The sequence below is a fragment of the Novosphingobium sp. 9U genome (assembly GCF_902506425.1).
GTDB lineage: Bacteria > Pseudomonadota > Alphaproteobacteria > Sphingomonadales > Sphingomonadaceae > Novosphingobium.
On sequence record NZ_LR732469.1, the window covers coordinates 1,730,556 to 1,756,914 of the forward strand.

Annotated in this window: 26 protein-coding genes and 1 pseudogene; 17 read left to right on the plus strand and 10 right to left on the minus strand. The window is 65.7% G+C overall.

Features of this window, described 5'->3' with window-relative positions:
• The first annotated feature begins 364 nt into the window (after nt 1-364).
• From GV044_RS08060 to GV044_RS08070, 3 genes are all read left to right on the plus strand, one after another.
• Nucleotides 365-2,131, plus strand: coding sequence for a hypothetical protein (locus GV044_RS08060; RefSeq protein WP_159867895.1), 1,767 nt, complete (start codon nt 365-367; stop codon nt 2,129-2,131).
• Nucleotides 2,132-2,313: 182 nt separating this feature from the next.
• Entirely contained in the window at nt 2,314-2,895 is a 582-nt protein-coding gene (locus GV044_RS08065; protein WP_159867898.1) for a helix-turn-helix transcriptional regulator, read from the plus strand.
• 44 nt (nt 2,896-2,939) lie between these two features.
• The gene (locus tag GV044_RS08070; RefSeq protein ID WP_159867901.1) at nt 2,940-3,107 is read left to right on the plus strand and encodes a hypothetical protein; all 168 of its coding nucleotides are present in this window, start codon (nt 2,940-2,942) and stop codon (nt 3,105-3,107) included.
• Nucleotides 3,108-3,327: 220 nt separating this feature from the next.
• Here GV044_RS08070 and secA read toward each other — a convergent pair whose 3' ends face one another.
• The 4 genes from secA to GV044_RS08090 form a co-directional block, all read right to left on the minus strand.
• Complete coding sequence (gene secA / locus GV044_RS08075; protein WP_159867904.1) at nt 3,328-6,066, minus strand: preprotein translocase subunit SecA; 2,739 nt, start codon at nt 6,064-6,066, stop codon at nt 3,328-3,330.
• Between the two features lie 98 nt (nt 6,067-6,164).
• Entirely contained in the window at nt 6,165-6,443 is a 279-nt protein-coding gene (locus GV044_RS08080; RefSeq protein WP_201299034.1) for a hypothetical protein, read from the minus strand.
• Between the two features lie 63 nt (nt 6,444-6,506).
• A complete protein-coding gene (locus GV044_RS08085) occupies nt 6,507-6,725 on the minus strand; it encodes a hypothetical protein (protein WP_159867907.1) in 219 nt (72 codons plus the stop codon).
• Nucleotides 6,726-7,164: 439 nt separating this feature from the next.
• Nucleotides 7,165-8,778 carry a phosphoenolpyruvate carboxykinase gene (locus GV044_RS08090; RefSeq protein WP_159867910.1) on the minus strand — a complete coding sequence of 538 codons (1,614 nt, stop codon included), beginning with the start codon at nt 8,776-8,778 and terminating at the stop codon, nt 7,165-7,167.
• A 225-nt stretch (nt 8,779-9,003) separates the two neighbouring features.
• On the opposite strand from GV044_RS08090, the gene GV044_RS08095 reads away from it, so the two are divergent.
• From GV044_RS08095 to GV044_RS08125, 7 genes are read left to right on the plus strand one after another with little or no spacing between them, the layout of a single operon-like run.
• Nucleotides 9,004-9,804 carry a response regulator transcription factor gene (locus GV044_RS08095; protein WP_159867913.1) on the plus strand — a complete coding sequence of 267 codons (801 nt, stop codon included), beginning with the start codon at nt 9,004-9,006 and terminating at the stop codon, nt 9,802-9,804.
• A complete protein-coding gene (locus GV044_RS08100; RefSeq protein WP_159867916.1) occupies nt 9,797-11,365 on the plus strand; it encodes a stimulus-sensing domain-containing protein in 1,569 nt (522 codons plus the stop codon). The genes GV044_RS08095 and GV044_RS08100 overlap by 8 nt, the downstream gene beginning before the upstream one ends.
• Complete coding sequence (locus GV044_RS08105; RefSeq protein WP_236554801.1) at nt 11,362-11,796, plus strand: HPr kinase/phosphorylase; 435 nt, start codon at nt 11,362-11,364, stop codon at nt 11,794-11,796. Before GV044_RS08100 ends, GV044_RS08105 begins: the two co-directional genes overlap by 4 nt.
• 44 nt (nt 11,797-11,840) lie before the next feature.
• The gene (rapZ, locus tag GV044_RS08110) at nt 11,841-12,785 is read left to right on the plus strand and encodes an RNase adapter RapZ (protein WP_159867919.1); all 945 of its coding nucleotides are present in this window, start codon (nt 11,841-11,843) and stop codon (nt 12,783-12,785) included.
• Between the two features lie 48 nt (nt 12,786-12,833).
• Entirely contained in the window at nt 12,834-13,238 is a 405-nt protein-coding gene (locus GV044_RS08115; RefSeq protein ID WP_159867922.1) for a PTS sugar transporter subunit IIA, read from the plus strand.
• Nucleotides 13,235-13,513, plus strand: a complete 279-nt coding sequence (locus GV044_RS08120) for an HPr family phosphocarrier protein (RefSeq protein ID WP_159867925.1) — start codon at nt 13,235-13,237, stop codon at nt 13,511-13,513. The genes GV044_RS08115 and GV044_RS08120 overlap by 4 nt, the downstream gene beginning before the upstream one ends.
• Nucleotides 13,514-13,517: 4 nt before the next feature.
• Complete coding sequence (locus GV044_RS08125; protein ID WP_159867928.1) at nt 13,518-14,318, plus strand: RNA methyltransferase; 801 nt, start codon at nt 13,518-13,520, stop codon at nt 14,316-14,318.
• Nucleotides 14,319-14,480: 162 nt separating this feature from the next.
• Here GV044_RS08125 and rmuC read toward each other — a convergent pair whose 3' ends face one another.
• From rmuC to recR, 3 genes are all read right to left on the minus strand, one after another.
• Nucleotides 14,481-16,070: a DNA recombination protein RmuC gene (gene rmuC, locus GV044_RS08130; RefSeq protein ID WP_159867931.1), complete on the minus strand. Its 1,590-nt coding sequence runs from the start codon at nt 16,068-16,070 to the stop codon at nt 14,481-14,483.
• 80 nt (nt 16,071-16,150) lie between these two features.
• Entirely contained in the window at nt 16,151-16,720 is a 570-nt protein-coding gene (def, locus tag GV044_RS08135; RefSeq protein ID WP_159867934.1) for a peptide deformylase, read from the minus strand.
• Nucleotides 16,721-16,804: 84 nt separating this feature from the next.
• Complete coding sequence (recR, locus tag GV044_RS08140; RefSeq protein ID WP_159867937.1) at nt 16,805-17,401, minus strand: recombination mediator RecR; 597 nt, start codon at nt 17,399-17,401, stop codon at nt 16,805-16,807.
• Between the two features lie 52 nt (nt 17,402-17,453).
• On the opposite strand from recR, the gene fmt reads away from it, so the two are divergent.
• A complete protein-coding gene (fmt, locus tag GV044_RS08145) occupies nt 17,454-18,371 on the plus strand; it encodes a methionyl-tRNA formyltransferase (RefSeq protein ID WP_159867940.1) in 918 nt (305 codons plus the stop codon).
• A 221-nt stretch (nt 18,372-18,592) separates the two neighbouring features.
• Here the strand turns inward: fmt and GV044_RS08150 are convergent, their stop codons facing one another.
• Complete coding sequence (locus GV044_RS08150) at nt 18,593-19,123, minus strand: hypothetical protein (protein WP_159867943.1); 531 nt, start codon at nt 19,121-19,123, stop codon at nt 18,593-18,595.
• 101 nt (nt 19,124-19,224) lie between these two features.
• On the opposite strand from GV044_RS08150, the gene truA reads away from it, so the two are divergent.
• Nucleotides 19,225-19,992, plus strand: a complete 768-nt coding sequence (gene truA / locus GV044_RS08155; protein ID WP_159867946.1) for a tRNA pseudouridine(38-40) synthase TruA — start codon at nt 19,225-19,227, stop codon at nt 19,990-19,992.
• A gap of 101 nt (nt 19,993-20,093) precedes the next feature.
• Nucleotides 20,094-22,424, plus strand: coding sequence for a bifunctional diguanylate cyclase/phosphodiesterase (locus GV044_RS08160; RefSeq protein WP_159867949.1), 2,331 nt, complete (start codon nt 20,094-20,096; stop codon nt 22,422-22,424).
• Between the two features lie 201 nt (nt 22,425-22,625).
• On the opposite strand, the gene cobS is transcribed toward GV044_RS08160, so the two are convergent.
• Nucleotides 22,626-23,618: a cobaltochelatase subunit CobS gene (gene cobS / locus GV044_RS08165; RefSeq protein WP_159867952.1), complete on the minus strand. Its 993-nt coding sequence runs from the start codon at nt 23,616-23,618 to the stop codon at nt 22,626-22,628.
• A 58-nt stretch (nt 23,619-23,676) separates the two neighbouring features.
• A complete protein-coding gene (locus GV044_RS08170; protein WP_159867955.1) occupies nt 23,677-24,393 on the minus strand; it encodes a helix-turn-helix domain-containing protein in 717 nt (238 codons plus the stop codon).
• Between the two features lie 91 nt (nt 24,394-24,484).
• Between GV044_RS08170 and GV044_RS08175 the strand changes: the two genes are divergently transcribed.
• The 4 genes and pseudogenes from GV044_RS08175 (at nt 24,485) to GV044_RS21820 (ending at nt 26,358) form a co-directional block, all read left to right on the plus strand.
• Complete coding sequence (locus GV044_RS08175; protein WP_159867958.1) at nt 24,485-24,913, plus strand: VOC family protein; 429 nt, start codon at nt 24,485-24,487, stop codon at nt 24,911-24,913.
• A 22-nt stretch (nt 24,914-24,935) separates the two neighbouring features.
• Complete coding sequence (locus GV044_RS08180) at nt 24,936-25,613, plus strand: glutathione S-transferase family protein (RefSeq protein WP_159867961.1); 678 nt, start codon at nt 24,936-24,938, stop codon at nt 25,611-25,613.
• 1 nt (nt 25,614) lies between these two features.
• A pseudogene (locus tag GV044_RS21815) lies at nt 25,615-25,959 on the plus strand (DUF1428 domain-containing protein); the annotation flags it as partial.
• A gap of 6 nt (nt 25,960-25,965) precedes the next feature.
• Complete coding sequence (locus GV044_RS21820) at nt 25,966-26,358, plus strand: DUF1428 domain-containing protein (RefSeq protein ID WP_256377262.1); 393 nt, start codon at nt 25,966-25,968, stop codon at nt 26,356-26,358.
• Nucleotide 26,359: the final 1 nt, after the last annotated feature.

Sequence of the window (26,359 nt, forward strand, 5' to 3'; positions counted from 1 at the left end):
CGCCAAGCCGAAGCGCGGCTTAGCCCCTCGCGATTATTCGTCCGACCTGTTGCGTTAACCCCTTGGCGGATCGTGAGCTTCGTTGCGCTCAGCGGGGCGACCGATTGCCAGCAGCAAACCCGCGGTAAACGCCGATTCTGACTGGTTACCCCGTCACGGCGATTACACAACATGGTTAATCGCTTCAGGTTTCTTGCGCCGTTGTCCCTACCCCGCGCCAAGCGCTGCCTTAGCCAAAGCCCCTGCATAGCGGCCTTGCCGGGCAGCTGACACGCCGCGGCGGAACTTCAATCTCGAGAGTGGCCCGCGTGCAGGCGAACTGCGGCGGTCAGGCGCGCTCGCGAGTTCTTTTCGGGGCGCAATGATGAAATACGGTGTAAAGTCGAAGTCGATGATGATGTTGCTGCCTTTGCTGGCGGCCTGCTCGGGCTCTGACGGCGACACGCTCGCGGCCTCGACGCCGCAGCTCGACACCGCCGTCGCGTCGCAGGGCGTCACCCAGCCGGCTGCCGCGGTCAAGCCGCTGAGCGACTTCGACGTGTGGGCAAAGCGCTTGATGGCTGACCGGATGAGCCCGATTGTCGCAGCCGCTGGCGACTTCTCGATCGGCTGGATCGGAGCGGACAGCCGCGCCGCCAACGTCGTCGTGCGCGCACCACGCGTGGCGGACAAGGCAACGGTTCAGATTGCCGTGCCGGCCGCCGGAGCCGACGCGACGCCGTTGTTTCAGGCCGCGCTGACGCAGCTGAAGAAGCAAGGCGGTGGTACGCTGAAGGTGGCGCCAGGCGAATACGTGTTCCGCTCGCTCAGCGGCGGCTCGCACTTTCCGATTATCAAGATGGCGGATGTCGACATTCAGGCCGACAATGCGCATTTCGTGTTCCAGAACGATGCCGATGGCATCTTCATCCAGGATAGCCAGCGCATCCGCATCCACGGCGCCAAGATACGCGATTCGCGCGTGCTGTCGGGTAGCGGCCACATCAAGCTGATCAACGGAGAGAAGCGCCTGGTGCTCGACCAGCCGCTGCCGGGAGGCCTGAGCGTAGTCGGCGTCGGCCCGGTGAACGAGGGCATTCACAACTTCTTCCAGAACCGCTTGCGCGCGGTATTCTTCCCTGGCGGCAAGCAGGCGACCACGACCGACAACGTCACGTTTTCGGCCACGGACTTCGCGCCTTTCCCCGATGGGCAAGCCGTCGTCGTCAAGTACACGTACTATGGCAACCGCGCCGTCTACGTGCGGGACAGCTATACCGGCACCAGCGAAGACATCGTGCTTGATGGTGTCCGCATCGGCTCGATCGGGGGCATCGGCGTGCTGATCAAGTCGCGCGGCCGCGGCTTCGCGATCCAGAACTCCTCGTTCTCGGCGGATGCAGGCCGCCCGTTCGGCACCAACTTCGACGGCATCCACGTCATCGCTGCGGCTGGGGACATCCTGATCCGCGGCAATTCGATCCTGCACACCGGTGACGACCCGATCAACTTGCGATCGATCATCCACAAGGTGACCGCGCTCGACAAGAACAGCGTCACCATCAACAACGACGCACGCTTGGTCCGCCTGGGCGACGAACTGGCGTTCTTCAACAAGGATGGCGATTATCTGGGCCGTCGGGTCGTCACCAGCGCACCGGCGATCGGCAATAGCGACACGGTGACCTTCGGGCTGGCGGCCGGCGAGCCCAACACCGAGGCCGCCTACGTCCGCGACATCAACATGACACCGCGCCGCTTCGCCGTGGTCAACAACACCATCGCCGAGACCGTCGGCCGCGGCATGCTGATCCAGGTGGCGAACGGGCTGATCCAGGGTAACACCTTGCGCAACCTGCCCCGCACCGCCATCCGGCTGCTGACGAGCTACGATCCGTGGCTGGAGGGCGCCGGCGCAATCAACGTGCGCATTACCAACAACACCATCGAAGGCGGGCGCGCCGAACTGGGGTTCAACTACGTGACGGGCATCATCACTTCGCTGGGTGAAGTGGTCTCGGCCAAGATCCCGACCAACTTCCACAATGGTCCGCTGAAGATCGACGGCAACAAGTTCGTCGCGCCGAACACGGCCTGCCTGGCGCTCTACAATGCCAAGGACGTGGTGGAGCAGAACAACACCTGCGGCTGATGCCCGCTGCGCCGGCCGCTCTCGCGAGTGGCCGGCGTTTTTGCTCGTTAGAATGCTGCGCCTTTTTGCGGCAGCACACCCGAAGGCAGGGCAGAATCAAAAAATACGATGTCGATGATCGACGCGTCGAACTTCACAGCGATGATAAACTTGCTTAACATTAAAGCATGTCTCCGCGTGTCATGATCGAAAACAGCCCGCTCGCGGCTGTCGTCAGCAACCCCCGCCTCCCCGACAACCCCATTATCGAATGCAACGAGCCGTTCCTGGAGCTCACGGGCTACGGCCGCGGCGAAGTGATCGGGCGCAACTGCCGCTTTCTCGCAGGGCCGGAGACCGAGCCCTGGCTGAGCGACAAGATGCGCGAATCGATCCAAGCGCAAAAGCCGGTGCTGGTAGAGATTCTGAACTACCGCAAGAACGGCACGTCGTTCCGCAACGCGGTCATGGTCGTGCCGCTGTTCGATGAGGATGGCGAGTTGCAGTACTACCTCGGCTCGCAAGTCGAGGTGCCCAAGGGTGACGGCTACCTCAACGGCAGTGGCGAGGGGCTGTCCTCGTCCAAGGGCAAGGTCGAGACGCTGACGGGGCGCCAGCGCGAAATCCTGATCCAGATGGCCGATGGCAAGCTCAACAAACAAATCGCTTTCGACCTGGGCCTGAGCGAGCGAACCGTAAAGATGCACCGGGCCGCCCTGTTCCGAGCGTTGGGAGTGAAGACCAGCGCTGATGCGATCCGGATTGCAGTCGAAGCAGGCCACTAAGACCAGTCCAAGAGCAAGCCGTTGCGCGCCACGGTGACGGCGTTATGCTCGGCGATCTCCTGCTCCGCAGCGGCCGGACGCAGGCAAGGACGGCCGAGACCGACAAGCGCGAGATCGTCGAGGCGGAAGATGCCTGGCGCACAGCGCGCATCGATGGCGATGCGGCTTTTCTTAGCGCTTCTACGCCAAGGAGGGCCGCATCCAAAACATGAAGGGCCAGACGGTGCCGCGCGCCGACGACATCAAGCTTTAGTCCGGCCAGCGCCGATCTAGCCATTGTCGAGCCGGCTAGCGTCGGCCTCGGCGAGACCCGAAACCGGTTCACCACCACGCAAGCTTGCGTGATGGTGCTGCCAGCCGAGCCGCGAGAGGCCGAACCGGATCCCGGTCAAGCCCGGCTCGGAGGGGTGCTCAGGCTTACTTCAAACAGCCTCAAGCCAAAGCCCCGTGGCAGTGCTTGTACTTGTTGCCCGAACCACACGGACACGGCGCGTTGCGGCTGATTGTCAGGTCGGCATAGGGGTTCTCACCCGAGGCGCCCGGTCCCACTGCAGCCTGCGGAGCGCTGGCGAGGGCACCGAACAGCGCCGCCTGCCGTGCCGAGCCATCGCCATCCGCCGAATCGTCGAAGCCGGTCAGCGGGTCGATGTGCCCGGTCAGGAAGTCGGGCAACTCGGGCAGGTCCATCGGCTCGGGCATGCGCAGCTCGCTGACCGAGAGGATGCGCGTCACGTCCTCGCGGATAGTTTCCAGCATGCGCTCGAAGAGGCTGAAGGCCTCCTGCTTGTACTCGTTGATCGGCGTCTTCTGCGCATAGGCACGCAGGAACACCACCTGACGCAGCGCATCGAGGGTTGCGAGGTGCTCCTTCCAGTAGTGGTCAAGCCGGTCGAGCAGGATGCTCTTCTCAACCTGGCGCCAGATCGAGGGTTCGTCCTGTGCCATCTTGGCAGCCATGTGCTGGTCCGCGAGGGCTGCGACGCGTTCCTCGACCACCTCCGGATCGACGCCGTCCTCCTCGATCCAGGCCTCGATCGGGATATCGATCCCCAGGACGTCCAGCGCACGCGCCTTCAGCTGCTCGACGTTCCAGTTCTCCGGGTAGGAGTTGGGCGGGCAGGCATCGGCGACGATCGCGTTCACCGTGTCCTGGCGCATCTCGACAACGACATCGTCGACCGTCTCGGCATCCATGATGTCGGAACGCTGCTCGTAGATGACCTTGCGCTGGTCGTTCATCACGTCATCGTATTCGACGACCTGCTTGCGCACTTCGTAATTGCGCGCTTCGACCTTCTTCTGCGCGGTCTCGATCGCCTTGCTCAGCCACTTCGAGCCGATCGCCTCGCCGTCGGCCAGGTTGCTGTTCATCATGCGCGAGAACAGCGTGTCGGGACCGAAGATGCGCAGCAGATCGTCTTCGAGGCAGAGGTAGAACTTGGACAGGCCCGGATCGCCCTGACGCCCCGAGCGGCCGCGCAGCTGGTTGTCGATGCGGCGGCTTTCGTGCCGTTCAGTGCCGATCACGCAGAGACCGCCGGCGGCGAGAACCTGCGCCTTCTCGGCGGCGACTTCGGCCTTGATCTTGGCCAGCGCCTCGTCGCGCTCCGGCCCCTCCGGCATGTCGCGTAGCTCGTCCTCGACGCGGAACTCGACGTTGCCGCCCAGCTGGATGTCAGTACCACGGCCGGCCATGTTGGTGGCGATCGTCACCGCATTCAGCCGGCCCGCCTGCGCCACGATGTGCGCCTCCATCTCGTGGAAGCGGGCGTTGAGCACGTTATGCTGCACGCCTTCCTTGGTCAGGAAGTCCGACAGCAGTTCCGACTTTTCGATCGACACGGTGCCGACCAGCACCGGCTGCCCGCTCTCGTAGCGTTCGCGGATCAGCTTGGCGATGGCAGCGAACTTGTCGAGCGTGTTCTTGTAGAACTCGTCCTCCTCGTCGACGCGCCGCACCGGCACGTTGGTGGGGATGGTGACGACGTTGATCTTGTAGATGTCGAAGAACTCGGCCGCTTCGGTAGCCGCGGTGCCGGTCATGCCGGAAAGCTTGGGGTACATGCGGAAGTAGTTCTGGAAGGTGATCGAGGCCATGGTCTGATTCTCGGGCTCGATCTGGACGCCCTCCTTGGCCTCGACCGCCTGGTGCAAGCCGTTAGACCAGCGCCGGCCATCCATCATGCGCCCGGTGAACTCGTCGATTATGACGACCTTGCCGTCCTTGACGATGTAGTCGATGTCCCGCTTGAACATGACCACGGCCTTCAGCGCCTGGTCGAGGTGGTGCACCACCTGCGTGTTCTCGACGTCGTAGAGGTTTGAGCCTTCGAGCAGGCCCGCGCTCTCCAGGATGCGCTCGGTCTTCTCGACGCCGTCCTCGGTCAGGGTGACGCTCTTGCTCTTCTCGTCGGTCTCGTAGTCCTCAGGGTCGAGCGTCTTCACGATCGCATCGACCTGCATGTAGAGGTCGGACTTGTCGTCGGTCGGGCCCGAGATGATCAGCGGCGTGCGCGCCTCGTCGATCAGGATCGAGTCCACCTCGTCGACGATCGCGAAGTTGAAGGGCCGCTGCACCATCTGGCTACGGTCATGCTTCATGTTGTCGCGCAGGTAGTCGAAGCCGAACTCGTTGTTGGTGCCGTATGTAATGTCGGCGCCATAAGCTTCGCGGCGCTCGTACTCGTTGAGGTTGGGCACGATCACGCCGACCGTCAGGCCGAGGAAGCCGTGGACCTGGCCCATCTGCTCCGCGTCGCGGCGGGCGAGGTAATCGTTGACGGTGACGATGTGTACGCCCTTGCCTTCTAGGGCGTTGAGGTAGGTTGCCAGCGTCGCCACCAGCGTCTTGCCCTCGCCCGTACGCATCTCGGCGATCTCGCCGCGGTGAAGCACGATGCCGCCGATCATCTGCACGTCGAAGTGCCGCATGCCGAGCACGCGCTTGGCCGCCTCGCGTACCGTTGCGAAAGCTTCGGGCAGGATGTCGTCGAGCGTGCTGCCCGCCGAGAGCTGGTGGCGGAACTTCTGCGTCTGCGCGGCGAGTTCGTCGTCGCTCATCGCGGCGATGGTAGGCTCGAAGTCGGCGATCTGGCGCACGACCTTGTCGAGCGACTTGACGTAGCGCTCGTTGGACGAGCCGAAGATGGACTTGACGATGGCCCCAAGCATGGCGGGATTCCTGTAATTTCAAGAGTGCAGGCGCACGAACGCGCAAAAGGCGCCCACGTTATCGCGGCGCCGGATCGGTCTATGGCAAGCGGCTGCGCTTACTCGCGCGCGCGGTCTATCCCGACGCGCACGCCCACGAACCCGAGCGCAGGCGCATGCCCCGCACCCTCGTCATCGGCGACCATGCGAGCGTGGCGACGTCCGGGTTCGGGCAGACGTGCCAGTTCGACGGGAGCGGCAGGCGCCCTTGCGGCAACCGGCGCGACGATCGCCACCGCGGCGGTTTGCGGCGCACAGCCGCGCGCCTGCGCCGGCGCAAGCTGCGCGGCAAGCCCTGTCAGCAGGGCCAGCAAGGTCAGGAGCAGGCGGTTCGCCATTGCCGCGGGAGATAGGCGCGGCGCGCCCGGCTGTCCACCGCGTGCGACGAAAACGGTGGAGACTTACTTGACCTGCGCGTCGGCGGCATCCGTCGCAACCGCCTGGCTCGGCACGGTTCCACTTTGCATCGGCACCGTCCAGATCGCCACGTTGAGCGCCATGATGACGGCCAGGATCAGCATGAGCCAGCCCTGCTTGCGGCTGCCGCGGCGAAACATGAACCAGGCGCCGATGACGAGCGCGATGCTGCCTAAGACCAGGAGCGAGAGTGCGATGTCCATGCCACCCGTTAGCCGCAGCGGCGCGCCGATGCGAGAGGCTGCATGGATTCGAGCGAGTGCGCTTCGCACGGTGCGGAGATGCCCGATACCACCCACGCGCCGCTATGTCGTTCGAGCAGGCGCTGGTGTAAGATGACAACGTGCGGCTCGCTGAGTTCGCCGGCGTGTGGATCGGTAGGTTGCTCGGGTGGCTCGCGCGTAAACCGGCAGGTTGGCTCGCGGGCTTCGACAAGCTCAGCCTTTGCGATGTTGGGGTAAGCGGCTGCCGAGGACGCACGAGGCCAGGGGCAAAAGGCTCGTCGCTTTGACGGTTTACACTCGCCTAGGCTGAGCTTGTCTAAACCCTCCCCGACCTTGATCCCAGAACGACAAACGCCGCAGCGCTTTCACGCTGCGGCGTCGTCACCTCCCCGTCGGGAGGATCAGCAAACTCGAGAGATCAGGCCGCGACCGGGGCCGCCTTGCGGACGCCCTCGTCGACATGCTCTTCGAACTGCTCGAAGTTCTCGATGAACTGCTTGACCAACGTCTGCGCGGTCTTGTCGTAGGCGGCCGGATCGGCCCAGGCGCCACGCGGGTCGAGCAGCTTGCTGTCGACGCCCGGAACCGCGACCGGAACCTCGAAGCCGAAGTTCGGATCTTCCTTGAACTCGGCCTCGTTCAGGCTGCCGTCCAGTGCTGCGTTGAGCAGGGCGCGCGTCGCCTTGATCGGCATGCGCTTGATGCCGTCCATGGTAGCCATGCCGCCCGACCAGCCGGTGTTCACCAGCCAGCACTTCACGCCGCCCTTGGCGATGCGCTCCTTGAGGAGGTTGCCGTAGATCGAAGGGTGACGCGGCATGAACGGCGCGCCGAAGCAGGTCGAGAAGGTCGCTTCCGGTTCGGTCACGCCGATCTCGGTACCCGCGACCCGTGCGGTGTAGCCCGAGAGGAAGTGGTACATCGCCTGGTCGGGCGTCAGACGCGCGATCGGAGGCAGGACGCCGTAGGCGTCGGCCGTCAGGAAGATGAGGTTTGCCGGCACCGGACCGAGGTTCTTCTCCGACGCATTCGGGATGAAGTCGATCGGGTAGGATCCGCGGCTGTTCTCGGCCAGCGAGTTGTCGTCGAGGTCGATCTTCCGGGTCTCGGGATCGATCACCACGTTTTCCAGCACCGTGCCGAAGCGCTTGGTAGTGGCGAAGATCTCGGGCTCGGCCTCTTCCGACAGACGGATCATCTTGGCGTAGCAGCCGCCCTCGAAGTTGAACACGGCGGTATCGGACCAGCCATGCTCGTCATCACCGATCAGCGTGCGGCTGGCGTCGGCCGACAGCGTGGTCTTGCCAGTGCCGGACAGGCCGAAGAACACCGCAGTCTTGCCGTCGGCGCCAATGTTGGCCGAGCAGTGCATCGGCATCACGCCCTTGGTCGGCAGCAGGTAGTTGAGGATGCCGAAGACGCTCTTCTTCATCTCACCCGCGTAGGACGTGCCGCCGATCAAGATCAGCTTCTCGGAGAAGTTGACGGCGATTACGGTTTCGGTGCGGCTGCCGTGGCGCTCGGGATCGGCGCGGAAGCTCGGCAGGTCGATGATGGTGTACTCGGGCGCGAAGCTGGTCAGCTCGTCAGCCTTGGGGCGCACCAGCAGCGTGCGGATGAACAGGTTGTGCCACGCGAACTCGTTGATCACGCGCACGTTCACGCGGTGCTCGGGCTGCGAGCCACCGAACAGGTCGGCGACGTAGAGCTTGTCCTTGCTGCCCAGCGCGGCGAAGAAATCTTCCTTCAGGTTCGCGAAGTGCTCGGGGGTCATGGAGACGTTGGTCTTGCCCCACCACACGGTGTTCTCCGTCTCGGCATCACGGACGATGAACTTGTCCTTCGCCGAGCGGCCGGTGTGCTTGCCGGTCTGGACCACGAACGGACCGTCCGCGGCCAGCATCCCCTCTCCATTCGCCACGGCATGCTCGACCAGCGGCGCGGTGCCCAGGTTGGCATGGATCGTGGCGTCGGTGATAATGCCCTGGCGGTCGAGAGGATAGCTGAGCGATGCGGTCAAGGTCGTCTCCATGATGTTGGCGCTTGGGGAAAAACGCCAGAGCGGCGATGTTCAGAGAATCTTCAGGCCGCGATAATCGGCCCGCCCCATCCCGTCAAATCGCCGTGAACTGCGAGCATTGTAGCACGTCCGGTTTCATACCGCATCAGTTTCCGCACGTTGTCAGTACCTCGCGGAGCGTCTACCGGTCGTGGCTGTCCCACCCCGAGGATCCGTGCACGCCACTTGCAGGCTACCATGAACGCCCAGCCTTCACACGAGAACGACATCCAGAACGGAGCAGCGCCAGCCTCTGCGACGGGTGCTGCGGCCGGTGCTGCGACGGCTCGCCAACAGACTGTGGCGCTGGTGGACGATGACCGCAACATCCTGACGGCGGTGTCGATCGGCCTCCAGGCGGAAGGCTTCGCCACCCGCGTCTATGCCGACGGCGAGACGGCGTTGAAGGCGTTGCTGGACAACCCGCCCGACCTGGCGATCTTCGATATCAAGATGCCGCGCATGGATGGCTTGCAACTGCTGCAGTCGTTGCGCGCGCAGTCCGGCCTTCCCGTCATTTTCCTCACGTCCAAGGACGAGGAGCCGGATGAGGCGCTGGGTCTGGCGCTCGGCGCGGACGATTACATCACCAAGCCGTTCAGCCAGCGCCTGCTGGTCGCCCGCATTCGCGCGATCCTGCGTCGTAGCGATCTGGTCCGCAATCCGCCGAGCGACACGCCTGGCGATGAGCATGCCGGCACCATCGAGCGCGGCCGCCTGCGGCTCGATCCCGCTCGCCACCAGGTCACCTGGAGCGACCGCGCCGTGTCGTTGACGGTAACCGAGTTCCTGATCCTGGAGGCACTGGCGATGCGCCCCGGCGTCGTGAAGAGCCGCAACCAGCTGATGGACGCAGCCTACAACGATGACGTGTTCGTCGACGATCGCACTATCGACAGCCACATCAAGCGGCTGCGCCGCAAGTTCCGCGCCGTCGATCCGGAGTTCGCCGCCATCGAGACGCTCTACGGCGCCGGCTACTCGTTTGCCGATGGCTGAAACCCGCCGCGGTCAAGCCGGGCCGGCACCGCGCTGGCCCTGGCGTATTTCGCTGACCGCCCGCATTCTGGCGGTGAACGTGATCGCCTTTGCCCTGCTCGCCGGCAGCCTGTTCTACATCGACAGCTACCGCCGCGAGCTGTTCGCCGAACGCTTCCGCCTGGCCCGGATTGAGGCGGAGGTCACCGCCGCAGCCCTATCCGGCCGCTCCCGCGCGGAGCAGCGCAAGCTCCTAGCGCGGATCGGCACCATGCAGCACCTGCGGCTGCGGCTCTACGATAGCGAAGGCGAGCTGGTGGCCGACAGCTTCGCGCTCGCCCCGCCCTCGTTCGCCTTCGTCGATCCCGCGAAGGACCCGCCGCTGCAAAAGGCCGCGCGCATGCTCGACCGCGGCATGGACTTCGTGCTCGGCGCGCCGCCTATCCCGGCCTATCGCGATCGCGAGGATACCGATGCCGCGGGTTGGCCCGAAATCGGCCAGGCGCTGTCCAGCAGCAGCACCGTCTCCAACCGCCGGGCCGCGCCGGATCGCACGCCCGTGATCACCGCCGCCACTCCCGTCGGCGCCAGGGGCGAGGCACTGCTGGTCACCCGCAATGCACGCGATATTACCGAATACGTGCGCGAGGCCCGACAGACGCTCGCGATCGTCGTAGGCGCGGCCCTGGCGATCTCGGTGCTGCTATCGCTGTTCTTGGCTCGCACGATCGTCGACCCCTTGCGCGTGCTGGTGCGTGCGGCGATCCGCGTGCGGCTCGGCCGCGACCGCAAGGTCATCGTGCCCCGCCTGCCGGACCGGCGCGACGAGATCGGCCTGCTCGCCCGCGCGATCTCCGACATGACCACCGCGCTGCGGCAGCGTATCGACGCGGTGGAAAGCTTCGCCGCGGATGTCGCCCACGAATTGAAGAACCCCCTCGCCTCGCTGCGCAGCTCCATCGAGAACCTCGAGCGTGTCACCGATCCTGACCTTCGCCGCCAATTGCTCGCCGTGGCCAGTGACGGTGTGCGCAGGGTCGACTTCCTGATCACCGAGATCGCCGATGCCAGCCGCATCGACGCGGAGCTGAGCCGCACCACCTTCGAGCCGGTGGACATGCTGCGCCTGGTGCTCGCGATCGTGGCAGAGCGCGATACGCGCGGCGCCAACGGCACCTGCCGCGTCATCGTCTCGCGCGTGGGCGATGCTGAGATGGTGGTCCCCGGCGATCCCGCGCGGCTCGAACGCGTGCTCCACAACCTGCTCGACAACGCAGTTTCGTTCTCCCAACCGAACGGCGCGATCGAGATCGAGTTGGCGCAAGCGGGCGATCGGGTGGTCGTCTCGGTGTCCGACCACGGCCCTGGTATCCCAAGCGCCGCGCGCGAAAAGGTGTTCGAGCGATTCCACTCGCTGCGGCCTTCAGGCGAGGAGTTCGGCCGGCACAGCGGCCTTGGCCTCGCCATCGCGCGAACCGTGGTCGAAGCGCACTTCGGGCAGCTGGTCGCGACCTCTCGCGCGGACGAGCGCCCGGGCGCGCGGCTGGAGCTGGTCCTGCCGCCATGGCGTGAGCGGTCGTGATCGCCCATGTCGCCACGACCATCGCGATCGGCGGCCGCGGCGTGATGATCGAAGGCGCGCCGGGAACCGGCAAGTCCGCGCTCGCCCTCGCCCTCATCGATCGCGGCGCAGTGCTGGTGGGCGATGACAGCGTGCTTCTGGACGCCGCCGCTGGAGCGGTGATCGCGCACCCGCATCCTCGCACGCGTGGGTTGCTCGAGGTTCGCAACCTTGGCCTGCTCACGTTCCCAGTGTGCGAGCACGCCGAAGTCGCCCTGGTGATCCTGTTGGAGCCCGATGCGCCGCGCTTCATCGACGCGCCCGCGCTGGTGGAACGCGCCGGCGTGGTTCTTCCTGCCGTGGCGCTCTGGCCGGAGCCCTCTCCGCCCGCGCTAAAGGTCGAACATGCGCTGCGGCTTTATGGCCGCCCTGCCGCGGGATATTGGACGTAATCGGCCTTTTCATTCGCGCAAGCGAAGCGCAAAGCGATGGTTCCATGTCCGACGAGTCAGCGACACCCGTTCCCGATCTCCCCCGCCAGCGCCTGATGCTCGTGACCGGGATGCTGGGTGCCGGAAAGACCACCGCCCTGCGGGTGCTGGAGGATCTGGGCTGGGAGACGGTCGACAACTTTCCGGTTCGCCTGCTCGACCGGCTGATCGAGACGCCCCAGGCGGGACGCAGCGACGTTCGCGGTCCGATCGCCATTGGCTTCGATTCGCGGACCCGCGGCTTCGATCCGCAAGGCATAATCCGCAAGGTCAAGGAACTGGGCGCGCGCGCTGACCTGGAGATCACGACGCTGTTCCTCGATTGCTCGAGCAAGGAGCTAGAGCGGCGCTACAACGAGACACGCCGGCGCCATCCGCTAGCCGCCGACACCCCTGTCGACGCCGGCATCCGCGCCGAGCGCGAGCTGCTTGCCCCCTTGCGCCGCTGGGCCGACGTTCTGATCGACACCAGCGAGTTCACCAGCAACGACCTGCAGCGCGCCATGCGCGAGCGGTTCGGCGATGCCGATGCGCAGGAACTGACGATCACCGTCTCCAGCTTCGGCTTCTCACGCGGTATGCCGCCGGTGGCAGACCTGGTGTTTGACATGCGTTTCCTCGACAATCCGCACTGGGACCCCGAACTGCGCCCGCTCACCGGCGAAGATGCGGCAGTGGGCGAGCACATCCGCAAGGACCCTGCGTTTAACGAGGCGTTCGCGCGCATCCGTGACCTGCTGCTGCTGTTGCTCCCGCGCTACAGGGCGCAGGGAAAAGCCTACGTACACATCGCGTTTGGCTGTACCGGCGGGAGACATCGGTCGGTCTTCACCGCCAGAGAGCTTGCGGCGGCCTTGCGCGACCATGGTTTTTCGCCCACATTGCTGCATCGCAACCTGGGCGCACGTGCCGCCGATCTTCTGGAAGGAAGCCCGCGGCGTGAAGAATAGAACCGAGATCATCGTGCGGTCGCAGCATTTCCGGAGCGTTTGCTTTTCATGATCGGCATGATCCTCGTCACCCATGGCGATCTGGCTGTCGAATTCGTCAGGGCCATGGAGCACGTGGTCGGCGCGCAGACGGCGGTGGGGACCGTGTGCATCGGTCCCAACGACGACATGGAGCAGCGCCGCCGCGAGATCGCCGGCAAGATCCGTGATGTGGACTCCGGCGAAGGCGTCGTCGTGCTGACCGACCTGTTCGGCGGCACTCCGTCCAATCTCGCCATTTCGCTGATGGAAGCAGGCAAGGTCGAAGTGATCGCCGGCATCAACCTACCGATGCTGATCCGCCTGGCCAAGGCGCGCCGCTGCATGTCGGTGCGCGAAGCGGCGTCTGCCGCACGCGATGCCGGCCGCAACTACATCACCATCGCGTCCGAATACTTGGGGCAGGACGCATGATCGCCTGTCGCGAATCGGTGCTGATCATCAACCAGCGCGGCCTCCACGCGCGGGCGAGCGCCAAGTTCGTCAACATGGTCAGCGAACTGCCTTCCACGTGTGCCGTTACCGTCAGCAAGGACGGTGTCGAAGCGGCCGGTGGCTCGATCCTGGGGCTGATGATGCTGGGTGCGGCCAAGGGCGATACGATTGAGATCGCGGTCGCCGGGGACGGTGCCGAGGAAGCACTCGAGCAGCTGGCCGGGCTCGTCAAGGACGGCTTCGGCGAGGACTAGCCCCTTGCGCCGCACGATCACCGGTTTCTCCAACCCGACCGTCAAGTTCCTGCGCTCCTTGCGCGAGAAGAAGCACCGGCGGCGTGAGGGCAAGTTCCTCGCCGAAGGCCTGCGCCTTCTGACCGATGCGCGAGAGTGCGGCCTGCTACCCGAGATCCTCGTCATGGCGAGCGGACGGCCATCGCACCCGCTGCTCAACGAGCTTGAGGCATCGGTGAATGCCGCTGGAGGCGACATCATCGAGATGGACGAGGAGATCCTTGCCAAAGTGACCGGCAAGGAGAACCCGCAGGCCGTCGCCGGGGTGTTCGCTGAATTCGACACCAGCCTCGCGCGGCTAAATCGCGCGGCCGCGCCGATCTGGCTGGTGGCACAGGCGCTGCGCGATCCCGGCAACCTCGGCACCATGCTGCGCACCGGCGATGCCGTGGGCGCAGGTGGCCTCATCCTTATCGACGACTGTGCGGATCCGTTCTCGGTAGAGGCGGTGCGTGCGAGCATGGGTGCCATCTTCACCCAGCACCTCGCCATCGCCCGCTGGGACGAGTTCCTGCCGTGGCTGCGCAGCGGGCCGGGCCAGTTGGTCGCGGCGTCCTTGCGCGATCCTACTGATTATCGCGCGGCGGCGTACCAGGCGCCGTGCTTCCTGCTGGTGGGCAACGAATCACAAGGTCTGCCAGCGGCATACGAGGCCGAGTGCGACCTTCGCGTCACCATCCCAATGCGCGGCCGGGCCGATAGCCTCAACGCGGCGGTCGCTGGTGCCGTGCTGGCCTATGAGGCTTTGGCCAAGCTCGACAGCTAGCCCTCCTCTCCCCGGCGGGGAGAGGATAGCGAAGCTTACTACGCGAGCAGCTAGCGCAGCTTGGAGAGGGCGGCGTGCGCGTTCAACCCTCTCCAACTACGGCTAGGCTCTACGAGCCAAGCCTTCGTATCCTCTCCCCGGCGGGGAGAGGATCGATCCAGTCTACTCTGCCGCTTCCATCGCGTCATCGTTGTCTGGTGCGGCGAGTGCCTCTGCTCCGTAGCGAGGGGCGGACTCGATCGGCGGCACTTCCTCGATCTCGTTCTTGCCGATTTCGATGTGCTTGTCCCGCAGACGCCGGCCGGAGGAGAGGACGTTGCGCTCGAAGCTGCCGACGAACTTGTTGTAGTTGGTAACGGCGGTTTCCAAGCCGGCGCCAACCCGCTTCATGTGGTTGGCCGCCACGGCCAGGCGGTCGTAGAGTTCGCCGCCCATCCGCCCGATCTCGCGCGCCTCACGGGCGAGCCCGTCCTGCCTCCAGACTTGCGCGACCGTGCGTGCGATCGCGACCAGGTTGGTCGGCGTTGCCAGCAGCACCTTGTTGCGGAAAGCGTAGTCCCACAGCTCGGGATCGTGTTCGAGCGCCGCGGCGACGAAGTGCTCGCCGGGCACGAACATCACCACGTAGTCGGGCGCATCCTCGAACTGACTCTGATAGCTCTTCGCGCCGAGCGTTTGCACGTGATTGCGCATCGAGGCGACATGTGCGCGCAGGGCGGCGTCCCGGGTCGCATCGTCCTGCGCCTCAAACGCTTCCTGATAGGCGTTCAGCGACACCTTAGCGTCGATCACCAGGCGCTTCTGGCCCGGAATGTTGACGATCGCATCGGGACGCAGGCGACCGTCCTCGGTATCGATCGAATGCTCGGTGACGAAGTCCGTGTGTTCGCTGAGGCCACATTGCTCGAGCAGGTTGCGCAACTGCTGCTCACCCCAGCGACCGCGCGCCTTGGGAGCATTGCGCAAAGAGTTGCCGAGCCGCGCCGCCTCGGCACGCACTTGCTCCTGCCCCTCACGCATCGACTGGATAAGCCCGGCCAGCTGCCCAAACGAGTCGACGCGCTTGGCTTCGAGTTGACCGACCTGCTCCTCGTAAGACTTGAGGCGCGCATTCACCGGAGCCAGCAACGTCGACAAGCGTTCGGCGCTCGCCTTTTCGCTCTCCTCGAAGCGAGCACCCGCACGGGCGAGAAACGCCTGTTGCGCGTCCGCCAGCACCTTGGCGCCAGCGTTCTCGAACTCTTTCCGAAGCAGCTCCTGCGCTTCGATCAGCAGCCGCTTCTGCTCGTCGAAGTTGGCCGTCTTCTCGCGCAGCGCGGCAAGCTCAGTGGAGAGCCGGCGCTGCTCGGCCTGTGCCGCTTGCGACGCCGTTGCATGCTCGGCGCGCAACCGGTCGACGATAGCCGTCAGTTCCGCGCGCATCGTTTCCAAAGCTTGCCCATGTTCGCCGCGCATCCGCTCTAGCAGCGCGCCGTGCTCACCATGTGTGCGCTCCAGGACTGCCGCATGGTCGCGCCGCGCCTGTTCAAGCGCATCAGCGAGTGCATCCGCGCGGCTTGCCCGTTCGCTGGCACTGGCAAGCTCGGTGATCGCACGCCGAAACTTCTCGTCCAGCTCTCGCGCTTCGGCATCACGTGCCGTGTGCCGATCACGCCACTGCGCCGCCGGCCGCGAGCCGAAGAACCAGCCGGCGAGCACCCCGGCCGCGAGGCCGATGAGCAGAGCGACAATCGTTAACGCAGCGGGATCCATCCCGCATGCGTATCAGGAACGAAGAGAGAACGTCAAGCCCGCGTCGATTTCATCCACAGCGCGCCAGGAGCCAGAAGCGATCACGCCGCCTTGCGCAGCTTCTCCAGCTTCTTGAGTGCCATCTGGCGCTTGAGGCGGCTGAGGTGGTCGATGAAGAGAATGCCTTCGAGATGATCCATCTCGTGCTGCAGGCAGATCGCCATCATGCCTTCGAGCGCCTCTTCGTGGGTGTTCCCGTCGAGGTCCTGCCAGCGTGCGCGGATGCGCGCAGGACGCTCCACGTCGGCGTAGATCTCGGGCACCGAGAGGCAGCCTTCGTTGTAGACGATGAATTCCTCGGACGGGTTCAGAATCTCGGGATTGATGAAGACGTGCGGCTCGCGCTTGGTCGGCTGGTGCGTGTGGTGATGGCCGCCGTGCGAGTGGCACACCTCCGGCTCGGCATCGGGATCATCCGGCTGGAGGTCGATCACCAGCACGCGCAGCGGCACGCCGACCTGGATCGCGGCAAGGCCGATCCCGGGCGCGTCGTACATCGTCTCGAACATGTCGGCGACAAGCGTTTTCAGCTCGTCGTCGAAGCGCTCGACGGGCGTGGAGACCTGCTTGAGGCGCGGGTCGGGGATTTCGATGATCTCACGGATAGCCATGACCTGCAGATAATCCGCGAAGCTTGATTTCGCAACTTGGCGAATGCGATCAAGGCCATCGACGTGTCTGCACAGCCGGTCCGGTCAGCCCACCGGCCGACGCGCCCGGATCGCCTGCGCCAGCGTGCCCTCGTCGAGGTAGTCGAGTTCGCCACCGACAGGCAGCCCGTGAGCCAGCTGGGTGATGCGAACCGGAAACGCCTCCAGCCGCTCGGCCACATAATGCGCGGTGGTCTGACCCTCCAGCGTGGCGTTCATCGCCAGTACGACTTCGTCGATGCCCCCCTGCTCCACCCGGCCCAGCAGGCGGTCGATGGTGAGGTCTTCGGGGCGGATGCCATCGAGGGCCGAGAGGCGCCCGCCGAGTACATGGTACTTGCCGGTGAACAGGCGTGCGCGGTCCAACGCCCAAAGGTCCGCCACCTCCTCCACCACGCAGAGCGAGCGCGCGTCGCGGCGCGGGTCGGCACAGATCGCGCAGGGATCATGCGTGTCGATGTTGCCGCAGACCTGGCACTCGACCAGAGCGCCCTGCACCGCGCCCAACGCGTCGAGCAGCTGCAGCAGCGCCGTCTCGCGCCGCTTGATCAGCCATAGCACCGCCCGGCGCGCCGAGCGGGGACCAAGCCCGGGTAGGCGCGACAGCGCGGCGGTCAGCGTCTCGATCTCTTGCGATGCCATGGCGTGGGAGATAGGGGTTGCGCCCCTCCCGCGGCAAGAACAAACCGGACACATGCGCATCATCTTCATGGGAACGCCCGACTTCGCAGTGCCGGCGCTGGTGGCGCTGATGGAGGCGGGGCACGAGGTGGTCGCCGCCTACACCCAGCCGCCGCGGCCCGGCGGACGCCGCGGGCGCGAACTGACCCCGTCCCCGGTTCAGCGGGAGGCGGAGGCGCGCGGCATCGTGGTGCGGCACCCCGCCTCGCTCAAGGGCGCCGAGGAGCAGGCCGCGCTCGCCGCTTTGGACGCGGACATCGCCGTAGTCGCCGCCTACGGTCTGATCCTGCCGCAGGCGGTACTGGATGCGCCGCGGCTCGGCTGCCTCAACATCCACGCCTCGATACTGCCGCGCTGGCGCGGCGCGGCGCCGATCCAGCGGGCGATCCTGGCGGGCGATCCGACCACCGGCGTCACCATCATGCAGATGGAGGCGGGGCTCGACACCGGGCCGATGCTGGCGACGCTGCGCACGGTCATCGAGCGCAAGACCGCAGGCGAACTGACGCAGGAGCTGGCGGAGCGCGGCGCGCAACTGCTGGTCGGCACTTTGCGCGATCTCAAGTACCATCGCGCGGTAAAGCAGCCGGAGGACGGCGTCACTTACGCGAAGAAGATCGACAAGGCCGAGGCGCGGCTCGACTTTACCACGAGCGCCGAGCAGGTCGAGCGCCAGGTGCGCGCCTTTGCGCCCTCGCCCGGCGCCTTCTTCGAGTTAGAGGGCGAGCGCTACAAGGTGCTCGCAGCCGAGGTGGTCGAGGCTTCGGGCGAGGCCGGGACAGTGATCGACGATGCGTTGACGATCGCCTGCGGTGCCGGCGCGGTGCGGCCGGTCACGGTGCAGCGCGCGGGGCGACCTGCGATGGCTATTGGCGACCTGCTACGCGGGCGGCCGATCGCGACAGGGACAATGCTCCAGGGCGCAAGCTGAGCCTCGGAACGCAATGGCTCCGTACTGGACTGCCGACCCGCGCTGCTTTTCTCTTCGTCATTCCCGCGCAGGCTGGAATCCATCTCCAGGTGCGTCCGGTTACGCCAGCTCAGGAGATGGATCCCCGCCTTCGCGGGGATGACGATTGCAGTAACTGTTGAGGTCATCGCGTGGGGAAGGCTGGTGATGCATGCCAGCCATGGATGCGACGTGCCTCCCCCTCACACCTTCTCGGGCATCCTGCGGACCGGCGGCGGCTCGGCGGCCCAGCGTTCGCGCGAATCGATCATCTGCCCCGCCATCTTCTCCCAAGCGGCTGCCGACTTGTCCTTCAGACGAATCTCAAAGCTGTCAGTGGTGCGGAACTCGATGACCTCCGCGCCCTCCGGCCCGGCGGTGTAGCCGTAAGGCACGTGGCTGCCGACGAAGAAGCCGTCGCCTGCCACCAGCGTCTCATTGCCCAGCTGGACGCTGCCGGCGACGACGTAGTAGAGGCAATCGCAGTCGTGGCTGTGGAGCGGCAGCGGGAACCCGCTCTTGAGCCACAGCCGCGCCAGGCTCATGCCCGGGCGGCGATAGGGCACGTCGACTTGCTCGCCGCCGCTCTCCAGCATTTGCGGGAACTGCGCCAGGGTCGCGAGCATGTTCGGCGTATCGCCCACGGGCGTCATGCACTGGCACTCGGCCAGCGAGGGCGCTGCGCTGCCGCGGAAGATCTCGAAGCGGGGGCGCTGATCTGGGTCGTCGGACATGGCAGGGACCTCTTGTATAAGGCGGGCATGGTGCCACCGCCGTGGCACGCGGCCAAGCCCCGGTTTGCGCGGGCTCCCACGCTTCTGTAACGGCAGCGGCGATGACCCGCTTCGCATTGACCCTGGAGTTCGACGGCGCGCCCTTCATGGGCCTGCAGCGTCAGGCGCATGGGCCTTCGGTCCAGCAGACGGTGGAGGAGGCCGTGCAGCGGGTCACCGGCGAGCGCGTCGTGATGCACGCGGCTGGCCGCACCGATGCGGGCGTGCACGCCACCGGCATGCGGGCACATGTCGATGTGGACAAGGAGATCGCTCCGTTCCGGCTGATGGAGGCGGTGAACGCGCTAATGCGGCCGGCGCCGGTGGCGGTGCTCGCCTGCGAGGTGGTGCCAGGCGACTGGCACGCGCGCTTCTCCTGCATCGGCCGCGCCTACGAATACCGCATCGTCAATCGCCGTGCACCGCTGACGCTGGAGCGTGGCAAGGCCTGGCTCGTGCCCCAACCACTCGATGCGGAGGCGATGCACCGGGCCGCTCAGGCGCTGGTGGGATGCCACGATTTCACGACTTTTCGCTCGGTGCATTGCCAGGCGCGCAGCCCGGTCAAGACGCTCGACCGACTGGCAGTGCGCCGAGAGGGCGAGCGCGTGCTGATAGAGACGTCCGCGCGCAGTTTCCTTCACCATCAGGTTCGCTCGATGGTGGGATGCCTGGCGCTGGTCGGCATGGGGCGCTGGGAAGAGGCCCGCCTTGCCGCCGCTCTCACCGCGCGTGATCGCAACCAGCTCGGGCTGAACGCGCCGCCGGACGGGCTGACCTTCGTCAGCGCCACGTATTCCTCCGGACCGGAACATACGGAACTCGCGTGAAGCGAATTGCTCATTCAAATCAGCGAAACCTTAACAGCGGAGTGACAATCCCGTCTTCCGCCTGAAGTCCGGTGCAAGCCGGAATCGCGAGTGGCCCGTCGATGCTTGCAGCAAGGCCTTTCCTGACCCGGCTCCGCGCCTCGGCGCTGCTGCGTCCGGATCTCATCCAGCACGAGGTCACGCCTCGCGATGCGGACTGGTTCGCACGCTCGCGCATTCAGCAATTCGCCAAATTCCCGTGGCTGGTGGGGGACGCGACGCGCGGGCTGATGGCCTTGTGGCTGCTGATGCCCGCGCCCGATACCATCATCGTCCTGACGCTGGCGAGCCTCGTGGTGGTTTGGCTGGGCGAACTGTTCCTGCGCCGCGCGCTGGCGACGCACATCGCCGACTCCGAACGGCGGCTGACGCAGATCCGCTGTTTCCTGCTGCTGCTGCGCGGGCTGGTGTGGGCGCTGATCGCGAGCGCCATGGTGCGCTATGCCGGGGCGAACATCGGGATCGTCGTGGCGTTCTCACTGGGAGCGCTGCTGTTCGACTTGCTGTTCATGCTCTCGCTGCCGCTGACGGGCCTTGCGGCAGGAACGATGCTAGTGATGGGCATGGCGGCGGGGCTGTCTGGCCTGCCGGGCGTGAACCTAGCGGTCGTCGTGCTGGTCAGCGTCACCAGCGTGGCGGCGCTGCGCTATGCGCTGTTCAACCTGTACCACCTGTTCGCGACGCGCCAGCTCGGCACCCGGCGGCTTGGCACGGCGAACGAGACGATCCGATCGTTGCTCAGCCAGTATGACGAGCACGGCGCCGACGCCCTGGTCGAGGTCGATGGCGACGGCCAGCTGGTGCGCCCCTCCCCCCGCTTGTGCGAACTGCTGGGCCGCGACGATGACGAGATCGAGGGCACGCCGATCGCGAACCTGTTCGAAGCGGGCCGCGATCGCAGCGCCCTGCTCGGCGCGATCAGCCGCCGGGACCAGTTCCGCAACATGCTGGTGCCGCTGCGCATCCGCGGCGAGCGGCACTGGTGGTCGATTTCGGGCTGCGCGGTGCTCGATGCCGAGGGCCAGGAAGAAGGCTTCCGCTGCTTCGCCCAGGACGTGACCGAGCAGCGCGCCAATGAAGAGCGCATTCGCATCATGGCCATGCGTGACAACCTGACCGGGCTCGTCAACCGGGCGATCTTCACCGATCGGCTGGCGCAAGTCCTCGCCAGCTGCTCGCACGAAGCACAGGCCGGCGTGCTGTTCCTCGATCTCGACTCGTTCAAGCTGGTGAACGACACCTACGGCCACGCGGCCGGCGACACCGTACTGATCGAAGCCGCGCGTCGGCTGGAGGGGTTGCTCGGCTCCGACATGTTGGCCGCCCGCCTCGGCGGAGACGAGTTCGCGGTGCTGGCCTGGAACGTCGCCGACCCGATGGCGCTGGTCGAACTCGGCAAGGCGATCGTCGTCGAGCTGTCGAAGCCGATCGTGCGCGAGGACGTGATCCTGCCGTGCGGGGCGAGCGTCGGCCTGGCGTTTGCGCCCGAACATGGCGATGACGGCGTCACTCTGTTGCGCGCGGCAGACCTTGCGCTTTACGAGGCCAAGTCGCGCGGGCGCGGCGTCAGCGTGCTGTTCCACTCGCAGCTGCTCCACGACCTGCAGGAGCGGCGCGCGCTGGAGATGGACTTGCGCGTCGCCCTGGAGCGCGGCGAGTTCGAGGTGTGGTACCAGCCGCTGCTCGACATCGCGACGCGGCGCACCGTCGGCTACGAGGCGCTGCTGCGCTGGAACCATCCCAAGCGCGGCATAATCGAACCCTCGCAGTTCATCCCGCTCGCCGAGGAGAACGGGCTGATCGCCAGCATCGGCGAGTGGGCCTTGCGCGAGGCGCTGAGCGAGGCTTCGACCTGGCACGATGACCTCACCATCGCCGTCAACGTCTCACCGGCGCAGATGCGCGGCGAGGCGCTGCTCGGCCAGGTCGTGAGTGCGCTGGCAGCCAGCGGCGTCGCCCCCAATCGGCTGGAGCTGGAGATCACCGAAACGCTGCTGATGGAGGATTGTGAGATGCACCTGCGCACCCTGCACCGCCTGCGAGCGCTGGGCGTGCGCATCGCCCTCGACGACTTCGGGACGGGGTATTCCTCGCTGAACTACTTGCGGCGCTTCCCGTTCGACAAGCTGAAGGTCGATCGCTCGTTCGTCAGCGACATCGTCGAGGAGAGCGAAAGCCGCGCGATCGTCGAGACGGTGCTGAACCTCGCGCGCAAGTTCGACATGAAGACCACGGCAGAAGGGATCGAGTCCGAGGCCCAATTGGCCAAGCTCAACGCCATGGGCTGCAGCCAGGCTCAGGGCTTCCTGTTCGACCGGCCCTTGCCACCAAAGCTAATCCCCGCGGCGCATCGCAAGGGTGACGGGCGCGTGGTGCGGTTGCAAATGGCGTAAAGCGGTTCCGACGAGCGTCGCCCCGGGCTCGACCCGGAACCGGTTCCGGCATGCAGCGACCTTTCGTGCGAACGGCATCGCTGAAGCGCGACAAGCCGGAGCCTGATAGCCGCTATGCTGAGAGGGCATGATTTGACGAAACCGGACTTGGGTCGAGCCCGGGTCGACGGGAGCACTCTAGCTCAGCCTCTAAGCGGAGCATCAAGCCTTGGCGACAACACTCTCCGGCAACTCGGTCCCGAACACGCGCTGGTAGTATTCCGCCACCAGCATGCGCTCGGTCTCGTCGCACTTGTTCAGGAACGACAAGCGGAACGCGAAGCCCGCGTCCTTGAAGATGGCGGTGTTCTGCGCCCAGGTGATCACCGTGCGCGGGCTCATCACGGTCGAGATGTCGCCATTGATGAAGCCCTGACGCGAAAGCTCCGCCACCTTGACCATGTCGGCGATGACCTTGGCGTCGACGCCCTTGACCTTCTTGCCGACGATCTCGGTCTCGGTCTTCTCTGGCAAGTAGTTGAGGCCAACGACGATGTTCCAGCGGTCCATCTGGCCCTGGTTGATCGCCTGGGTGCCGTGGTAGAGACCCGAGGTATCGCCCAGGCCCACCGTGTTGGCGGTGGCAAACAGGCGGAAGTTCGGGTTCGGCCGGATGACGCGGTTCTGGTCGAGCAGCGTCAGCTTGCCCTCGGTCTCCAGCACGCGCTGGATCACGAACATGACGTCCGGACGGCCGGCATCGTACTCGTCGAACACCAGCGCGACCGGATGCTGCAGCGCCCAGGGCAGCAGGCCTTCGCGGAACTCGGTGACCTGCAAGCCATCGCGCAGCACAATCGCATCGCGGCCGATCAGGTCGATACGGCTGATGTGCGCGTCGAGGTTGATGCGGATGCACGGCCACTTGAGTCGCGCGGCGACCTGCTCGATGTGAGTCGACTTACCCGTACCGTGGTAACCCTGCACCATAACGCGGCGGTTAAAGGCAAAGCCCGCCAGGATCGCCAGCGTCGTGTCCGGATCGAAGACGTAGCTCTCGTCCAGGTCGGGCACGCGCTCGTCCGCCTTGGAGAAGGCGGGCACCTTCATGTCGATATCGACGCCGAACGTCGCGCGCACATCGACTTCGATGTCGGGCGCGGAGAGGATGGTGGCGTCGCGGTTTTCGGCCGTGATGTTGGGAAGGTCTGTCATCGCCTGCAACCGCTAATCGAGGCGGCGCTGCGCTGCAACAGCGATTGCGGGCGAAATCCTACGCTTGGGATCGCGGCGGCGGTGGCTGCTTGGCCGGCAGTCGAAAGCAGCCGATGAACCGCTCCGCCAGCAAGCGATCGCCTTCCAGGGCCAGCGTCATGCCCGGCGCACCAAGCCGTTGCTTGCCATAGAACACCCACAGATAGGCGTTCGCCTCGGCTGCGCGGAACACAAGGTCCGCCCCTGCCCTTTCGGGCGAGGCCCGCGCGATGTGCAGCTCGCCGGCGGTCAGTTGCGCATCGAAGTGCTCCGCGCCGACTTCGAACCGGATCGTCGCTTCCACATCGCGCGCCGCGGCCGGGTCGAGCATGGTGCGCAGCGACAGCATCAGCGAGACCGGCGTCAATGGCAGCTGCGGGTTGTGCTCGGGCGACTGGACCGACCAACGGCCCAGCGCCTGCATCGTCGGCTCGAGCGCCAAGCCCCAAGGCGTCAAGGCATAGAGCTTCGCCGGAGCCGGCGCGCCGAGGGTCAGGCGCGTGACGATGCCCGCTGCCTCCAGGCTCTCCAGCCGTTCTGTCAGCACCTTCGCGCTGATCCCGGGCAAGCTGGCGCGCATGTCACTGAAGCGCCGTCCACCCAGCATAAGCTCGCGGATGACCGGCAGCGACCAGCGCTCTCCGATGAGCTCCATCGCGAACACCGCGCCGCATGCATCGTCGTACCACTTGCCGTGCAGTTTGCGACCAACGGCAGTTTCTTTTTGCGACCTCATGGTGGCCTTTTGTAACTATCGTGGCAGGTTCCTGCAAGAGCGAGTCGGCGCCGAGATCGACCGGAAGCGCCGCAGATGCAGGAGAGATGCCATGAGCCGGATGATCTTCATAAACCTGCCCGTCGAGGATCTCGGCCGCGCACGACGCTTCTACGAGAGCCTGGGCTTCACCAACAATCCGCAGTTCAGCGACGAGACTGCCGCCTGCATGGTCTGGTCGGATGCGATCTACGTCATGATCCTCACCCATGCGAAGTGGGCCACGTTCACGACGCGCCCCATCCCCGACCGGGGATCGAGCGAGGTGGCACTGTGCCTCACGTTCGACAGCCGCGAGGAGGTGAACGCTCTGGTCGAGGCGGCCGGAGCCGCCGGCGCCACGGTCGACGTCAACCCACCCGAAGAGCACGGGTTCATGATGACCCGCAGCCTGCTTGATCCGGACGGCCACGTCTGGGAGCTCACGTGGATGGACCCGGGCATGGCGTCGGGTGAGCAACCGGCCGAAGCAAGCGCCTGAGCCGGCCAGAAGGAGAGAGACGATGCCGATCGATCCCGCCGCCGCCATAGAGATCACCGCGTTCGACTGGGTGCCGCCCTTTGCGCAAGGCTACGTGCGAGACTTGCGTCCGCGCTGGGCTTGCGAGGAGATGGGGCTGACCTATCGCGAACGGCTGATCAGCGCCGTCGACCGACCCGAATGGTACTTCCGCGACCAGCCGTGGGGTCAAGTGCCCACGCTCCGCGATGGCGAGGTCACCCTGTTCGAAAGCGGCGCCACGCTGGTCCACCTGGGCGAGAAAGGCGGCCTGCTGCCGGCCGCAGGACAGGCGCGTGCCTCGGCGCTCAGTTGGCTGTTCGCGGCGTTCAACAGCGTCGAGCCTTACGTGTTCGAGTGGGCGAACGTCTCCATCTTTGCCAAGAAGCAGGATTGGGCAGCCCTTCGCAAGCCCTCGCTCCTGGAGGATCTGGGTGGCCGCCTCGACCGGTTGCAGGATGCTCTGGGCAGTCGCGACTGGCTGAGCGAGGCGTTCTCGGTGGCGGACATCGCGATGGTCACGGTGCTGCGCGCGGCGGGCGATTCGGGCTTGCTCGAGCCGCGCCCTGCCCTCGCCGCATACCTGGAGCGCGGCATCGCGCGTCCTGCCTTCCAGACCGCGCTCGCCGCGCAACTCGCCGCGTTCTCCGACGACATGCCGACTCGCAAGCAGGATGCCTGACATGCCTTTCTACGACGGCTTCGTGATCCCGGTTCCGACTGCGAACAAGGACAAGTTCATCGCGCACGCGCGCACGATCGACGCGATCTTCATCGAGAATGGCGCCACCCGCGTGGTGGAGTGCTGGGGTGACGATGTCCAGCACGGCAAGGTGACGGACTTCTACCGCGGCGTGAATGCCAAGAACGATGAGACCATCGCCTTCTCCTGGATCGAGTGGCCCGATCGCGCGACGCGCAACAAGGGCATGGCCGCCACCATGAACCCCGACAATCCCGATCCCCGCTCGAATCCAGTGCAGAACCCGATGCCGTTCGACGGCAAGCGGATGATCTTCGGCGGCTTCGAGGCGATGGTCACCAAGGGCGATCACGCGACCCTGCCTTACGTCCAGGGCTTCATGCTCGCCGTCCCGACCGCCAAGCGCGACGTCTACGCCAAGATGGCGGCTGAGGCTTGGGACATGTTCGCCGACTATGGCGCGCAGGCCGTGCTCGAGGCCTGGGGTGACGATGTGCCGCACGGCGAAGTCACGGACTTCTACCGCGGCGTGAAGGCGACCGAGGAGGAGAGCGTGGTGTTCTCCTACATGATCTGGCCCTCGAAGGAAGTCTGCCAGGACGCTGCGCGCAAGATGCAGGAGGCCGAGATGCCCGCGGACTTCGAGATGCCGTTCGATGGCATGCGCATGGTGTGGGGCGGCTTCGAGCCGGTCGTAGTGCTCGACGCACAAACGGGAGAGTGAC

What these genes read in the sequence shown, in the direction of transcription:
- GV044_RS08085 (WP_159867907.1), bottom strand. Translation starts at nt 6,725, where the DNA reads ATGGACATCGCACTCTCGCTCCTGGTCTTAGGCAGCATCGCGCTCGTC.
- GV044_RS08170 (WP_159867955.1), bottom strand. Translation starts at nt 24,393, where the DNA reads ATGAGGTCGCAAAAAGAAACTGCCGTTGGTCGCAAACTGCACGGCAAG.
- secA (WP_159867904.1), bottom strand. Translation starts at nt 6,066, where the DNA reads ATGCTTGGGGCCATCGTCAAGTCCATCTTCGGCTCGTCCAACGAGCGC.
- GV044_RS08060 (WP_159867895.1), top strand. Translation starts at nt 365, where the DNA reads ATGAAATACGGTGTAAAGTCGAAGTCGATGATGATGTTGCTGCCTTTG.
- rmuC (WP_159867931.1), bottom strand. Translation starts at nt 16,070, where the DNA reads ATGGATCCCGCTGCGTTAACGATTGTCGCTCTGCTCATCGGCCTCGCG.
- rapZ (WP_159867919.1), top strand. Translation starts at nt 11,841, where the DNA reads ATGTCCGACGAGTCAGCGACACCCGTTCCCGATCTCCCCCGCCAGCGC.
- GV044_RS08080 (WP_201299034.1), bottom strand. Translation starts at nt 6,443, where the DNA reads ATGGCGAACCGCCTGCTCCTGACCTTGCTGGCCCTGCTGACAGGGCTT.
- GV044_RS08115 (WP_159867922.1), top strand. Translation starts at nt 12,834, where the DNA reads ATGATCGGCATGATCCTCGTCACCCATGGCGATCTGGCTGTCGAATTC.
- GV044_RS08065 (WP_159867898.1), top strand. Translation starts at nt 2,314, where the DNA reads ATGATCGAAAACAGCCCGCTCGCGGCTGTCGTCAGCAACCCCCGCCTC.
- fmt (WP_159867940.1), top strand. Translation starts at nt 17,454, where the DNA reads ATGCGCATCATCTTCATGGGAACGCCCGACTTCGCAGTGCCGGCGCTG.
- GV044_RS08070 (WP_159867901.1), top strand. Translation starts at nt 2,940, where the DNA reads ATGCTCGGCGATCTCCTGCTCCGCAGCGGCCGGACGCAGGCAAGGACG.
- truA (WP_159867946.1), top strand. Translation starts at nt 19,225, where the DNA reads ATGACCCGCTTCGCATTGACCCTGGAGTTCGACGGCGCGCCCTTCATG.
- GV044_RS08095 (WP_159867913.1), top strand. Translation starts at nt 9,004, where the DNA reads ATGAACGCCCAGCCTTCACACGAGAACGACATCCAGAACGGAGCAGCG.
- GV044_RS08175 (WP_159867958.1), top strand. Translation starts at nt 24,485, where the DNA reads ATGAGCCGGATGATCTTCATAAACCTGCCCGTCGAGGATCTCGGCCGC.
- GV044_RS08090 (WP_159867910.1), bottom strand. Translation starts at nt 8,778, where the DNA reads ATGGAGACGACCTTGACCGCATCGCTCAGCTATCCTCTCGACCGCCAG.
- GV044_RS08160 (WP_159867949.1), top strand. Translation starts at nt 20,094, where the DNA reads ATGCTTGCAGCAAGGCCTTTCCTGACCCGGCTCCGCGCCTCGGCGCTG.
- GV044_RS08120 (WP_159867925.1), top strand. Translation starts at nt 13,235, where the DNA reads ATGATCGCCTGTCGCGAATCGGTGCTGATCATCAACCAGCGCGGCCTC.
- GV044_RS21820 (WP_256377262.1), top strand. Translation starts at nt 25,966, where the DNA reads ATGGTCACCAAGGGCGATCACGCGACCCTGCCTTACGTCCAGGGCTTC.
- GV044_RS08150 (WP_159867943.1), bottom strand. Translation starts at nt 19,123, where the DNA reads ATGTCCGACGACCCAGATCAGCGCCCCCGCTTCGAGATCTTCCGCGGC.
- cobS (WP_159867952.1), bottom strand. Translation starts at nt 23,618, where the DNA reads ATGACAGACCTTCCCAACATCACGGCCGAAAACCGCGACGCCACCATC.
- def (WP_159867934.1), bottom strand. Translation starts at nt 16,720, where the DNA reads ATGGCTATCCGTGAGATCATCGAAATCCCCGACCCGCGCCTCAAGCAG.
- recR (WP_159867937.1), bottom strand. Translation starts at nt 17,401, where the DNA reads ATGGCATCGCAAGAGATCGAGACGCTGACCGCCGCGCTGTCGCGCCTA.
- GV044_RS08100 (WP_159867916.1), top strand. Translation starts at nt 9,797, where the DNA reads ATGGCTGAAACCCGCCGCGGTCAAGCCGGGCCGGCACCGCGCTGGCCC.
- GV044_RS08180 (WP_159867961.1), top strand. Translation starts at nt 24,936, where the DNA reads ATGCCGATCGATCCCGCCGCCGCCATAGAGATCACCGCGTTCGACTGG.